At 69.0% G+C, this 13,601-nt stretch carries 11 protein-coding genes; 9 read left to right on the top strand and 2 right to left on the bottom strand.

From position 1 onward, the window contains the following. The first annotated feature begins 82 nt into the window (after positions 1 to 82). Positions 83 to 1,609 carry an FAD-dependent oxidoreductase gene (locus VIK36_RS17485; protein ID WP_324642943.1) on the top strand — a complete coding sequence of 509 codons (1,527 nt, stop codon included), beginning with the start codon at positions 83 to 85 and terminating at the stop codon, positions 1,607 to 1,609. A gap of 30 nt (positions 1,610 to 1,639) precedes the next feature. On the opposite strand, the gene VIK36_RS17480 is transcribed toward VIK36_RS17485, so the two are convergent. Next, positions 1,640 to 3,367, bottom strand: a complete 1,728-nt coding sequence (locus tag VIK36_RS17480) for an alkaline phosphatase family protein (protein WP_324642942.1) — start codon at positions 3,365 to 3,367, stop codon at positions 1,640 to 1,642. A 1-nt stretch (position 3,368) separates the two neighbouring features. Further along, positions 3,369 to 4,595 (bottom strand): alkaline phosphatase family protein, encoded by a 1,227-nt coding sequence (locus tag VIK36_RS17475; protein ID WP_324642940.1) that lies wholly within the window; start codon positions 4,593 to 4,595, stop codon positions 3,369 to 3,371. A gap of 252 nt (positions 4,596 to 4,847) precedes the next feature. Between VIK36_RS17475 and VIK36_RS17470 the strand changes: the two genes are divergently transcribed. Genes VIK36_RS17470 through VIK36_RS17435 form a run of 8 tightly spaced genes read left to right on the top strand, consistent with a single transcriptional unit; the run spans position 4,848 to position 13,591 of the window. Further along, positions 4,848 to 5,204, top strand: a complete 357-nt coding sequence (locus VIK36_RS17470; protein WP_255173129.1) for an SPW repeat domain-containing protein — start codon at positions 4,848 to 4,850, stop codon at positions 5,202 to 5,204. 15 nt (positions 5,205 to 5,219) lie between these two features. Then, positions 5,220 to 5,567 (top strand): CU044_2847 family protein, encoded by a 348-nt coding sequence (locus tag VIK36_RS17465; protein ID WP_255173128.1) that lies wholly within the window; start codon positions 5,220 to 5,222, stop codon positions 5,565 to 5,567. Positions 5,568 to 5,572: 5 nt separating this feature from the next. After that, positions 5,573 to 6,913, top strand: coding sequence for a phosphoribosyltransferase family protein (locus tag VIK36_RS17460; RefSeq protein WP_255173127.1), 1,341 nt, complete (start codon positions 5,573 to 5,575; stop codon positions 6,911 to 6,913). Beyond that, positions 6,910 to 8,259, top strand: a complete 1,350-nt coding sequence (locus tag VIK36_RS17455; protein ID WP_324642939.1) for an erythromycin esterase family protein — start codon at positions 6,910 to 6,912, stop codon at positions 8,257 to 8,259. The genes VIK36_RS17460 and VIK36_RS17455 overlap by 4 nt, the downstream gene beginning before the upstream one ends. 38 nt (positions 8,260 to 8,297) lie before the next feature. Next, positions 8,298 to 10,133, top strand: a complete 1,836-nt coding sequence (gene acsA, locus VIK36_RS17450) for an acetate--CoA ligase (protein ID WP_324642937.1) — start codon at positions 8,298 to 8,300, stop codon at positions 10,131 to 10,133. Continuing rightward, a complete protein-coding gene (gene pdhA, locus VIK36_RS17445) occupies positions 10,130 to 11,191 on the top strand; it encodes a pyruvate dehydrogenase (acetyl-transferring) E1 component subunit alpha (RefSeq protein WP_324642935.1) in 1,062 nt (353 codons plus the stop codon). The genes acsA and pdhA overlap by 4 nt, the downstream gene beginning before the upstream one ends. Further along, on the top strand, positions 11,188 to 12,168 hold the full coding sequence (locus VIK36_RS17440) for an alpha-ketoacid dehydrogenase subunit beta (RefSeq protein WP_324642933.1): 981 nt from the start codon (positions 11,188 to 11,190) through the stop codon (positions 12,166 to 12,168). Before pdhA ends, VIK36_RS17440 begins: the two co-directional genes overlap by 4 nt. After that, positions 12,161 to 13,591 (top strand): dihydrolipoamide acetyltransferase family protein, encoded by a 1,431-nt coding sequence (locus VIK36_RS17435; protein ID WP_324642932.1) that lies wholly within the window; start codon positions 12,161 to 12,163, stop codon positions 13,589 to 13,591. Before VIK36_RS17440 ends, VIK36_RS17435 begins: the two co-directional genes overlap by 8 nt. Positions 13,592 to 13,601: the final 10 nt, after the last annotated feature.

Here is a 13,601-nt window from a genome sequence, read left to right as displayed (position 1 = left end):
GAAAGAATCATCATGCCGGCGCCCGCTGGGCCTCGGATGGAGCCGGCTGCCCTTGGTCTCCGACGCAAAAAATGGAGTTGTGATGGGTAGCGATCGTTTCGACGTGCTCCGCGAACAGGTCCGCGGGCAGGTTATCGAAGAAGGCGACGCCGAGTACGAGGCCGCGCGCCTTGTGTACAACGGGATGATCGACCGTCGTCCCGCAGCGGTCCTCCGGGTGTCGCAGGTCGCGGACGTCCTGGCGGCCGTACGCTTCGCCCGGGGCCTGGGGATTGAAGTTGCCGTGCGCGGCGGCGGGCACAGCGCGCCAGGATTTGGAACGGTCGACGGCGGCCTGGTCCTTGACTTCTCGGCCCGCCGGGGAGTGCGCGTGGATCCTGCGGCAAGGCTGGCCAGGGTGGAGCCCGGCGCAACATGGGCAGACTACAACCACGCCACGCATGCATTCGGGCTGGCAAGCACAGGGGGCATCATCGGCTCAACCGGCGTCGCCGGCCTGACCCTCGGCGGCGGTATCGGGTACCTGTCCCGCAAGTACGGGTTGTCCTGCGACAACCTCGTTGCTGCCGATGTCGTCCTCGCTGACGGGACCTTTGTCACTGCCAGCGAAGCCGAAAACGTCGACCTGTTCTGGGCGCTCCGCGGGGGCAGCGGCAACTTCGGAGTGGTCACGTCGATGGAATTCCGCGTGCACCCCGTGGACATGGTCCATGTGGGGATCATGTTCTTCGATGCCGCGACCGGAGCCGAAGTTGGTGCGGCCTACCGCGAGTGGATTGCTGCCGAACCCGAAGAAATGGGGGCCTTCCTGGGATTCCACCAAGGTCCTCCGGTTCCGTTCCTTCCCGAGGAATGGCATGGGAAGCCCGTGGCCGTGATCGCGGGAATGTGGACCGGTGACCTTGACGCCGGCCCCGCGCACTGGCAGGCAATGCTTGACGCCGGGCAGGTGCTGGGCAGCTTCTTTGCCCCGATGCCGTACCCGGCACTGAACATCATGTTCGACGGCCTGAGCGGCATCCCGGGGCTGCAGGGCTACTGGAAGGCCGATTTCCTCCGCACCCTCAGCGATGATGCGCTCCGCACCGCCGTCGCATACGCTCCGGGCATTCCCAGCGTCCACTCCGCCAACCACTTCTATCCGATCGACGGCGCCGTGGGGCGCGTAGCTCCCGAGGCCACCGCCTTCGCCTACCGTAACGTGGACTTTGCGCCTGTTATCGCGGCGCAGTGGCCCGATCCGTCCGAGAACGACAGGAACATCGCGTGGGTCCGGGAGTACTGGACCGCGCTCCACGAATTCTCGGAGCCCGGTGGCTACCTTAACTTCCAGGACGCAGATGACCAGGCCAGGATCGAGGACACCCTCGGGTCGAACTACGCGCGGCTTGCAGACCTCAAGGCAAAGTACGACCCCGACAACTTCTTCCATGTCAACCAGAACATCAAGCCCGCCCCCGCCGGCACAGCGGCCGCTGCCGTTCCGGCAGAGCCTCCGGCCGTGCTCCTGGCTGAAGCAGTGCCGGAGGAAACGAGGCAACCTGACGTGGCGCCGCAATCCGACACTGCGCCGCGCACGGCAAATCCTGCAGAGGGGGCTGCCACCTGACCTGGACGCGTCCGGGCGGAGGGCCCGGTGTCAGTAGGTGGTGGCGTTGGGCAGGATGAGCGGCGGCAGCGGTGCCTGGGTGAAGTCGAAGGACTGTGCCAGGTCGCCCAGCTGCGGGTTGTTCTCGCGGACATCAGGGCGGGCGTCGGGCCTGCCGTCAGTGGCGGGGTCGATGCGCTCGCCGCCCAGGAAATCGTCCTCGATGAACTTGAAGTAGGCGTCCTGGCTGATGACCTGGTGGTCGATGAACCCCTTCTTCGCGTAGGGGCTGATCACCAGGCCCGGGACGCGCAGCCCGTAGCCGTTGTTGTCCACCACCGGCGGGTTTTCGTGGTCATAGAAGCCGCCCCAGTCGTCCCAGCTGAGGAAAATGGCGGTGCTGTCCCAGTCCGGCCCGCTCATCACGGCGTTGATGAGCCCGGCCACGTAGGCCTGCCCGGTGCTGATCTTCGCGGGCGCGTGTTCGCTGACTTTGTCCGTCGGCGCCACCCAGGTGACCGCCGGCAGGGTCCCGTTTTTGGCGGCGTCATAGAAACCGCTCAGCGGCTTGATGTTGCCCTGCTCGCCGTCCTCCTTGACCGTGTCGAAGTACAGCAGCGGATTCCACAGTCCGGGGGTCTTGGCGTCCTGCTTCACCGGATCGCAGGTGGCGGCGTCATTGCGGCAGTCCGGTTCGGTGCCGTTGAACACGTAGTAGGCCCACCGGATTTTGTGCTTGTGCAGCAGGAACGTCAGGTCGGTCCAGGCGTAGTCCGGCAGTTCCAGTTTCTTGGCGGCCTCGGTGAGCTTCTTCTTCAGGTCGTCGGACACGGGGGCGGCATCCACCGCCGCCTGGCAGATGGCGTACGAATCGGTGGGCTTGCAGCTGGTGCCGATGAGCTGGTCAATCTGGGCGGCGAGGCCCGGGTCGATGCCCGCAGCTTCCAGCGCCTCCCGGCAGGGGTCCAGGTCCATCCCGGCCTGGCACTTGCCGATCAGCGTGTCCTTGATGATCTGCGGCTCCGGTTCGGGGTCCGGGTCCTGCAGGGCGTTCACGCACGACGACGGGTCCCCGGCCTTGGTGCATTTGGCCGACCATTCCGAGACCAGGTACAGGTGCGCCGGCAGGCTCCAGGAGGCGGCGGAGGCGAACAGATGGTCCTGGAGGGTGAAGTTCTGCGCATAGGCCCAGTAGTTGGGCAGGTCCCGCCCGTCGTGGTAGCCCATCACATCGGTGGGCATGGTGGTGCTGTACTGGCATTTGGTGCTGGTGGCGCCGCAACCTGACAGCCCTTTCTCCGCCTGCGCCACAAACCCGTCCATGGCCCCGCCGTTGATGTCAGCGGTGGCATCGGCATGGCTGTGCGGGCCGCCGGCGTTGCTGTCCGCCGAGTTGTAGAAGGGCCTGACGCAGCCACCCTCGGCAGGGTCCGGAACGCACACCGTGGGCTTGCCGTCCTTCATGGGAATCCCGTCGACCCCGGGGTACGTCCCGAAGTAGCTGTCAAAGGATCTGTTTTCCTGGGTGATGATCACCACGTGCTTGATCTTGCCGATCCCGTTGGGGTTGGCGGCAGCTGCTGCGGGGCCGGCGGCGGCCGCCGTGGCAGGGTCGGCGGCAGCGGGCGCTGCTGTTGCGGGCGCGTTCGACGCCGGCGGGTCTGCGGCAGGTCGGCCGCCGCGTAACGCCAGGGAAAGGACGACGGCGAGGATCACCAAAGCCGCCGCCGCGGCACCTGCCAGCACGGCCCGGCGTCGTCCGTTTCCTGAAAGCGCCACCTTAGGATTCCTTCCGGTAGACGTCGTCCCCGAACGTCCTGACGCCGGGATCACCGGCCAGCCCCAGGCGCGGGAGGTGGAAGAGGTCCTCGATGGTGGCCAGCAGGCTGTAGTGGTTGTAGGGCCGGTCCGAGGAAGTGCCCGAAACCGCGAACGGGGAAAGAACCAGGGCACCCACCCTTCCTCCGGCCGTCCCCCCGGCCGGGACTCCAGGGTCGCCCTCGGAGGGGCCGGTTGTGTCGCCCTCGGCCTCGTCGAAGGTGATCACCAGCATGCCGTCCTGCTTGTACGCCGGTGACGACAGGATGGCCGGCACCTGCTTCTTGAGCCAGTCGTCCGCTGTCCCCAGGCCGCCGTCAGAGCCGTCGGCGCACGTGCCGTCATGCCCGTCATGGCACAGGTTGGGCGTGATGTAGGCCAGGTTGGGGGTGGTGTCCACGGATTTCAGGTCGTCCTTGAGCGCGGAGAAGTTGACCACGTTACGGGCGCAGTCCGGGGACGACGTGATGGAGCGGAAGTACATGAAGGGGTTGTGGTGCGTGGAGTACTGCTCCTCCGGCGTGGCCCTGATGTGGTTGTCCGCCTCACCCAGGACCGGGTGCTCGCACGGCTGCTGCATATCCTCCATGTAGCCCTTCCACGTCTTGCCCTGCGCCGCCAGCTGCCCGGCCACGGTTTGGGTGTCCTCCGGGTAAACGCAGCCATCGCCCTGCAGCGTTCCGTCCGGATCAGTGCCCGTGGCGTTGAACTCGGTGTACGTGTGGCAGTCCAGTTCCGTGCTGTCGTTGGGCCGCTGGCCGGAGACTTGGGCCAGGTAGTTGGGCAGCGAGTTGTGGGCGATCCCGTAGTAGTTCTTCAGCAGCACGCCCTTCTTCCGGAGGGTTCCGGAGAGGTACGGAGCGGGGGAATTGTCACCCCAAACACTGCTGTACCCCTTGTTCTCCAGGTTGATCACGAAGATGTGCTGCGGTGTTCCGGCCGGTTTTCCCGCGTCCCCCGGCTTCGCCGTGGAGCTTGTGCCTGCCGTGGGTTTTGCGCCTGCCGTGGGTGTTGCCGGCGCGCTCGATGACGGGATGGCATCGCCGGACGGTGTGGCAGTCTGCGGCGCCGGTGCGGGCGTCGGCGCCTGGCACGCCACCAGCGCGGTCAGGAGCAGCGCCAGCACGGGCGCCAGCGCGGGGGAAGGAAGCCGCATGGCAGCGGAGGGACGGACTGATCTTCGGTTCACGGGCGGCCTCCGCGGTCTGTTCTTCACCTGCGCCCCAGCGCTGCCGCCACTCTTGCACACCGTAACCGCGTTTTGCAGGGGCAATTGCTGTGAGTTGGCAGGGAATCGGGGTGACGGCAGGTGCGGGGCCGCCCTAGGTCTTTCTGCCCTACAAGGGGATGACCGGCAGGCGTTGACTTAAATCGCGGGAAGCTGAGGCCCGCGGGCTGGAAACGCACAACGCGTCCTGCCCACATCAGAAAGGAAAGTTCAGTGAAAAAGTGGTATCGGTGGCAGGACTATGTAGCGGTCGCCGCCGGACTCTTCACCGCGGTGGCGGTCCTGTTCACGCGGCAGCAAAACATGTCCACCACCCTGATGCTCGTCTTCGGCGGGCTCCTGGTGGTCAGCGGCATCATCAACCTGGCCATGCCGGGAACTCCGGCCATGGAATACGTGCAGGCCATCCTCGCCGCAGGACTGGTCCTCTCGCCATGGCTTGGGACATACACGGGCGCAACGGGCGCAGCCTGGACGTCATGGATCGCAGGGGCGGTGGCACTGGTGGTAACAGCAGTGGCCATTAAGCCCAGCACCGACCTCCGCCACACCTACCGCGTCTCGCATTAGCAGGAGGAATCCGCCATGACCGAAGTGCTGCGCTACGAAGTGGGATCCGGAACCGTGCTCGTTGAGGCTGCGGACAACAGCTACGGCGTGGATCATCCCGCGCGCAACGAACAGGGGATCCTGGACACGGGCAGGCGCCTGGAAGATGCACTTGCCAGCGTCCGCCCCGCTGCCCGCGCAGCACTGGAGGCCATGGCGGAACTCACCCCCGAACAGATCCAGATCGAGTTCGGCGTGAAGCTCGCGGGGGACGCAGGGGCGGTGATTGCCAAGAGCAGTTCCGATGCCCACTTCGTCCTCCGGATGACCTGGAACCCCGCGGTGGCAGCGCTGCCCGGGGAAGACATCACACACAACGGGTGACGGCGATGGCTTCGTTTCATGACAGGTCCGACGCCGGGCGGCGGCTGGGCAAGCGGTTGGCCGGCCTGCGCGGCCAGGATGTCGTGGTGCTGGGCCTGCCACGGGGCGGCGTCCCCGTGGCGTTCGAGGTAGCCAAAGCCCTCGAAGCGCCGCTGGACGTGATCGTGGTGCGGAAACTGGGGGTTCCGTTCCAGCCCGAGGTGGCCATGGGGGCGATCGGGGAGGGCAACGTCCGCGTCCTTGACCCGCGCACCATCTCGATGGCCCGGGTCTCCCAGGAAGACCTGCAGCAGGTGGAGCGGCAGGAACGCGCCTTGCTGGAAAGCAGGGTGGCCAGGTTCCGGCAGGGGCGCCGGCGGATCGACCTGACCGGGCGCACGGTGGTCATTGTCGACGACGGCATTGCCACCGGATCCACCGCCCGCGCGGCCTGCCAGGTGGCCCGCCATCTCGGCGCTGCCAGGGTCATCCTTGCCGTTCCCGTTGCCCCCGCCCGCGCCATTGTGGAGCTCAAGGAACCGGACGACGTCGTCTGCCTCCTTTCGCCCCAGGACTTCCAGGCCGTGGGCTACTACTACCGGGACTTCTCACCCACCGAGGACAGCGAGGTGGTGCAGCTGCTGGACGCCGCTGCCGCCCCGGCGCACCACAACGACGGGTACCGGGGAGACGGCAGCCTGGAGGACGACGTCGAAATTCCCGATGGAAAGGCGGTCCTGCGCGGCAGCCTCTACCTGCCGGCGCGGTGCGACGGCACGGTCCTCTTTGCCCACGGCAGCGGCAGCAGCAGGCACAGCCCCCGCAACCGCTTCGTCGCCTCGGTGCTGCACGGTGCCGGCCTGGGCACGCTGCTCCTTGACCTGCTCACGCCCGAGGAGGAGGTCAACCGGGCCAACGTGTTCGATATCGGCCTGCTGGCCCGCCGCCTTTCCTCCGCCACCCACTGGCTGGAGGCGCGGCACGATGGCTCCGCCGGGCGGATCGGCTACTTCGGGGCCAGCACCGGCGCGGCCGCTGCACTGTGGGCGGCGGCCGAACCCGGCGCCCAGGTTGCCGCCGTCGTCTCCCGCGGCGGCAGGCCGGACCTGGCCGGTCCCCGCCTCGCTGCCGTAAAAGCCCCCACCCTCCTGATTGTTGGTGGTGCCGACACCCAGGTGCTGGCCCTTAACCGGCAGGCCATGGCGCGCATGCAGGCGCCCACCCGGCTGGAGATCGTCCCGGGAGCCACGCACCTCTTCGAGGAACCCGGCACCCTTGCCATGGCGGCCACCCTTGCCGCGGACTGGTTCCGGCACTACCTCCTGCCCTCCCCGGTGGGGCGGCACGCGCCGGAGGCCAGGGAATGAACACTTCGGCCGGCAACACCGGCACCGGCCGCTGGGAGGAACGGGGGGCGGAACGTGCCGCGGAAGCCGCCCAGATCCGCAGCCTGGCCCACCCCCTGGCCACGGCCGACGACCTCGAACCGCTGGTCCGCCTCGCCGCACCGGCCCGCTTCGTGTGCCTGGGCGAGGCATCCCACGGCACCCAGGAGTACTACCATTGGCGGGCGCTGCTCAGCCGCCGCCTGATCGAGGAATACGGCTTCACCTGGATCGGCGTGGAGGGCGACTGGCCCGACTGCTGGCGCATCAACCGCTGGGTCCGGGGCGAGGCCGGGCAGGACATGGACGCCCGCCGGCTGCTGGCCGGCTTTGAGCGGTGGCCCACGTGGATGTGGGCCAACCACGAGGTGGCGGAATTCCTCACCTGGCTGCGCGCATGGAACCTGCGCCTTCCGGAGCACCAGCGGACGGGCTTCTACGGCCTGGACGTCTACTCACTGTGGGACTCGCTGCGGGAAATCTTCGCCTGGCTGGAGGCCAACGCCAGTGAGGCCCTCCCGGCGGCACTGCATGCCTGGCACTGCTTCATCCCGTTCCGCGAGGATCCGCAGCGGTATGCGCTGAGCAGCCGCCTGGTCCCGCAGTCCTGCGAAGCGGACGTGGTGGCCCTGCTCGCGGCCGTCCGGCGGCAGGCGCTGGGCCGGATGCAGGACGATCCGGCGGCTTTTGATGCCGTGCAGAACGCCATTGTGGCCACCAACGCCGAACGCTACTACCGGACCATGGTCCGCGGCGACCAGCAGTCCTGGAACATCCGTGACCACCACATGAGCGACACCATCGACCGCATCTCCCGCCACCACGGGCCCGGCTCCAAGGGGCTGGTGTGGGCCCACAACACGCATGTGGGCGATGCCCGTGCCACGGACATGGCCCACGACGGGATGGTCAACATCGGGCAGTTGGTCCGCCAGCGCCATCCCGGCGAAGTGGTGCTGGCCGGGTTCGCGTCCTTCGCCGGGTCCGTCACGGCGGCCGAATCATGGGGCTCCCCGGAATGGGTCATGAAGGTTCCGGCGGCGGTGCACGGCAGCCATGAGGACCTCCTCAACGAGGCGCTGGGGGACCCCTCCGTGCTGGTGTTCGGGGCGGACCGGACGGGCCCGTGGCTCAAGTCCTGGCGCGGACACCGGGCCATCGGGGTGGTGTACAACCCGCACCGGGAGAGGGGCAACTACGTGCCCACCCGGATGGGGGACCGCTACGACGCCCTGTTCTGGCATCCGCGGACCGAGGCGCTGCGGCCGCTGCACCATGAATACCAGCCCGGCGAACCCGAGTTTGAGACCGAGCCCACGGGGTTCTAGCCCCCAATCAAAGGAACATGATGGACCAGAGGAGCACCATGACCGCCGGAGTTGGGGGTTCCACGCGCTGGCCTGCCATCACCAAGGACGTGGGCGCCTTCCCGGTCCAGCCCAACCTGCTGGATTACGATGCCGCCCGGCGGGACTTCAGCTGGGACCAGGCACGGCAGGCGCTGGCCGGGCTGCCCGGAGGCCGGGGCCTGAACATCGCCTACGAGGCCGTGGACCGGCACGTGGCGGAAGGGCGCGGCGGCAAGGAGGCGCTGAGGTTCGTGATGGCCGACGGCGGCACCCGCTCCCTGACCTACGGCGGCCTTGCGGACGGGTCCGGCAGGTTCGCGGCCGTGCTGCAGAGCCTGGGGGTGGGGCGCGGCGAACGGGTCTTTTCGCTCCTGGGCCGCAGCCCCGCGCTGTACACCGCCGTGCTGGGCACCTTCAAGAACGGCAGCGTCTTCTGCCCGCTCTTCTCAGCCTTCGGTCCCGAGCCGGTGCGGCAGCGGCTGCACCTCGGAGCCGGCCGGGTACTGCTGACCACCAGGGCGCTGTACCGCAGGAAGGTGGCGCCGGTCCGGGACTCCCTGCCCGGCCTCCGCCACGTCCTGCTGGTGGACGCCGACGGCAGTCCCGAACCGGAAACCCTGGACCTGGCCGCACTCCTGGCCCAGGTTGACCCCATCGGGGAGATCGCTGACACCCAGCCCGAGGACATGGCCCTGCTGCACTTCACCAGCGGCACCACCGGCACGCCCAAGGGCGCCATCCATGTCCACGACGCCGTCGCCGCGCATTACGCCACCGGCCGCTTCGCGCTGGACCTGCACCCGGACGACATCTACTGGTGCACCGCCGATCCGGGCTGGGTGACCGGCACGTCCTATGGCATCATCGCCCCGCTGGTGCACGGGGTCACCGCCATCGTGGACGAGGAGGAACTGGACGCCGACCGCTGGTACCGGATCCTCGCGGAGCAGCACGTCACCGTCTGGTACACCGCGCCCACGGCGCTGCGGATGCTCATGAAGGCCGGCGCCGGGCGCGCTGCGGGCCATGACCTGTCCGCGCTGCGCTTCATCGCCAGCGTGGGGGAGCCGCTGAACCCGGAGGCCGTGGTGTGGGGCCAGGACGTCCTGGGCCTGCCCGTGCACGACAACTGGTGGCAGACCGAAACCGGCGGGATCATGATCGCCAACTATCCGGCCATGGACATCCGGCCCGGCTCCATGGGCCGGCCGCTGCCCGGCATCGACGCGGCCCTGGTGGCCCGCGACGCCGACGGCAAACCCATCGTCAAAGACGGCCAGGCAGTCCTGGTCACCGGGCCGGACACCATGGGCGAGCTGGCGCTGCGCCCCGGGTGGCCGTCCATGTTCCGCGGCTACCTCAATGAGGAGGAGCGCTACCGGCGGTGTTTCGCCGGCGGCTGGTACCTCACGGGCGACCTGGCAAAGCGCGACGGCGACGGCTACTTCTGGTTCGTGGGCCGCGGCGACGACGTGATCAAGTCATCCGGCCACCTGATCGGCCCCTTTGAGGTGGAAAGCTGTCTCATGGAGCACCCGGCCGTGGCCGAGGCCGGCGTGATCGGCGTCCCGGACCCTGTGGCCGGCGAGGTGGTCAAGGCCTTCGTGGAACTCAAACCCGGCAACGAGCCCACGGAGGAGCTCCAGCTGGACATCATCGGCTTCGCGCGGAAACGGCTGGGCGCCGCCGTTGCCCCCAGGCTGCTGGACTTCACCACCACCCTGCCCAAGACGCGCAGCGGCAAGATCCTGCGCCGGCTCCTGAAGTCCCGCGAGCTGGGGCTGCCGGAAGGCGATACCTCAACGCTTGAGTCCCCGGCAGGGCCTGCCGTGCCGCTGAAGGACCAGCCATGACCACGCTGAGGAGCCAGGGCATCCCGGACGCGGAGCACGCCGTGCACCTGCTGCGGCAAATGCTGCGGGTGCGCAGGCTCGAGGAGAAATGCATCGAGCTCTACAGTGCCGCCAAGATCCGCGGCTTCCTGCACGTCTACATCGGCGAGGAGGCCGTGGCGGCAGGGGTGATGGAAGCCCTGGAGCCGGAGGACGCCGTGGTGGCCACCTACCGCGAACACGGGCACGCCTTGCTGCGCGGCGTCTCCGCCGGGGCCATCCTCGCCGAAATGTACGGCCACGCGGAGGGCTGCTGCCGGGGCCGGGGCGGCTCCATGCACCTCTTTGACGCCGCCACCCGCTTCTACGGCGGAAACGCCATCGTGGCCGGCGGGCTGCCACTCGCCGTCGGGCTGGCCCTCGCGGACCGGATGGCCGGGCGCCAACGGGTGACCGTCTGCTTCTTCGGCGAAGGCGCTGTGGCCGAAGGCGAATTCCACGAAAGCATGAACCTGGCCGCGCTGTGGCAGCTGCCGGTGCTGTTCTGCTGCGAAAACAACCTCTACGCCATGGGCACCGCGCTGGGCCGCTCCGAATCCCAGACGGACATCGCGCTCAAGGCGGCCGGCTACGAGATCTCGGCGTGGGCGGTGGACGGCATGGACGTGCTCGCCGTTGAGGAGGCCGCCCGGCGCGCCGTGGACGCCGTGCGGTCCGGCGGCGGCCCGCACTTCCTGGAGCTCCGCACGTACCGGTTCCGCGCCCACTCCATGTTCGATCCCGAGCTGTACCGGGAGAAATCCGAGGTGACCCGGTGGATGGAACGGGACCCCATCAGCCTGTTGCGGGCCGCCATGCAGGCGGCGGGCCAGCTGCCGGAGAAGGACTGGGCCGCGCTGCAGGCGGACGTGGACGCTGAGATCAGCACCGCCGTCGGGTTTGCCGAAAACGGGACGCCGGAGCCGGTGTCCGAGCTCAGCCGGTTCGTCTACAGCGACCGGCCGGACGACGGCAGCGCCGGCGGCGGGGGTCCGGAGGAACGGGGCACGACAGCAGGGAAAGGCGGGGCTGCAGGATGAAAACCACGTACCGGGAAGCCATGCGCGCGGCCCTCCGCGATGCCATGAAGCGCGACGAGCGGGTGTTCCTCATGGGTGAGGACGTGGGCCGGTACGGCGGCAGCTTCGCCGTGAGCCTGGGCCTGCTGGAGGAATTCGGGCCTGACCGGATCCGCGACACGCCCCTCTCCGAGTCCGGGTTCGTGGGCGCGGGGATCGGCGCGGCGCTGGGCGGGATGCGGCCCGTCGTCGAAATCATGACCGTCAACTTCAGCCTGCTGGCGCTGGACCAGATCATCAACAACGCCGCCACGCTCCTGCACATGTCAGGTGGCCAGTTCAACGTGCCCATCGTCATCCGGATGACCACCGGCGCCGGCCGCCAGCTGGGGGCGCAGCACTCGCACAGCCTGGAAGGCTGGTACGCGCACATCCCGGGGCTGCGCATCCTGGCCCCGGCCACGCTGGCGGACGCCCGCGGGATGCTGTGGACCGCGCTGCAGGACCCGGACCCGGTGCTGATCTTCGAGCACGGCTCGCTGTACAACGTCGCGGGGGAGCTCGACGACGATGCCGGCGCCGTGGACATCGACAAGGCAACGCTCCTGCGCGAAGGGGACGCCATTACGCTCATCACCTACGGCGGCACCCTGCCCCTGGTGCTGGAGGCCGCGGAGCAGCTGGACGGGGAGGGCATCGACGCCGACGTCATCGACCTGCGCACCCTGCGGCCGCTGGACGCCCGCACCATCATGGACAGCGTGGCCAGGACGCACCGGGCCGTGGTGGTGGACGAGGGCTGGCGCAGCGGCAGCATCTCTGCCGAGATCGCGGCCCGGATCTGTGAACAGGCCTTCTTCGACCTGGACGCCCCCGTGGAGCGGGTGTGCAGCCTGGAGGTCCCCGTCCCCTACGCCAAGCACCTGGAGCAGGCGGCGCTGCCGTCGGTGGAGCGGGTCATGGCCGCCGCACGAAGGGCCGTGGGCGCCGGTGGATGAGTTCCGGATGCCGTCCCTGGGCGCGGACATGGAGCACGGCAAGGTGGTGGAGTGGCTGGTCAAACCCGGGGACTACGTCCACAAGGGCGACCTCGTGGCGGCCGTGGACACGGACAAGACCGTGATGGACATCGAGTCGTTCCAGGAAGGCGTGGTGGCCGAGTTCCTGGTGGACATTGGCGACACCGTGGACGTGGGCACCCCCATCGCCAGGATCACCGCCACCCCGGCCGAAATCCCGCCGCCGGCGAAAATCCCGCCACCGGAGCCGGAGCCGGGCACCAAGGCCCCGCCACCGGTGCGGCACCTGGCGCACACCCTGGGGGTCGACGTCGGACGCATCAGCGGGAGCGGTCCCGGCGGCGAAGTGACCCGGGCCGACGTCGAACGGGCCGCCGCTGCGTCCGGCACCTCCGCCAGGGCTGCTCCGGCCGCGGAGAGGGACGTGCCGGTGGAAAGCGCAGCCCACCGGGTGCGGTCCTCGCCGCTGGCCCGCCGGCTGGCCGCGGAGCTGGGCGTCGACCTGCAGGCCATCGCGGGCACCGGTCCCGGCGGTGCCGTGACGGAGGAAGACGTGCTCGCCGCAGTGCCTCCCCGGGAACGGGCGCCCAAGGAAGAAGCGCCCAGCGAGCGGGCACCCGGCGAACGTGCGGCGGAGGAACCGGCGGAAGCACCGCCGTCGGAAGCTCCAGTTGCCGAACCGCCGCACAAAGCCGCGGAGGAAGCGCCACGGCGCGGCAGGAAGGACACCGGCAGCAAGGCGGAAACCCTGCGGCAGGCAATCGGCTCGCTGATGTCCCGGTCCAAGAAGGAGATCCCGCACTACTACCTGTCCACCACCCTGGACCTGGCGGCGGCGATGGCGTGGATGCAGGGCGCCAACCAGCAGCGGCCGGTCTCGTCCCGGCTGGTGCCATCCGCCCTGCTGCTGAAGGCCACCGCGCTCGCGGCCAAGGAGGTACCGGACATGAACGGGTTCTTCACCAAGGGCGCCTTCCAGCCCAGCGCCGCGGTGCATCTGGGCGTGGCGGTGGCATTGCGGCACGGCGGCCTGGTGGCCCCGGCCCTGCACGACGCCGACACCCTGACGCTCGATGAGCTCATGGACCAGCTGCGCGACCTGGTGGGCCGGGCCAGGGCGGGCCGGCTGCAGCGCGCGGAGATGGCCGACCCCACCCTCACCGTGACCAATCTGGGCGATCTCGGCGTCGAAAGCGTGTACGGGGTGATCTACCCGCCACAGGTGGCCATGGTGGGCTTCGGCAAGGTTTTGGAGCAGCCCTGGGCGCACAACGGGATGCTTGGCATCCGGCACGCGGCCATCGCCACGCTGTCCGCGGACCACCGGGTGAGCGACGGGCTGCGCGGCGGGCGTTTCCTGGCCCGCATCGACGAACTGCTGCAAAAGCCCGGCGAACTGTGAAACCCGGGTC

It is taken from the genome of Pseudarthrobacter sp. LT1 (assembly GCF_035621795.1).
Classification (GTDB): domain Bacteria; phylum Actinomycetota; class Actinomycetes; order Actinomycetales; family Micrococcaceae; genus Arthrobacter.
The sequence above is the reverse complement of the archived record's forward strand: the minus strand, read 5'-3'. Positions and strand labels throughout refer to the sequence as shown.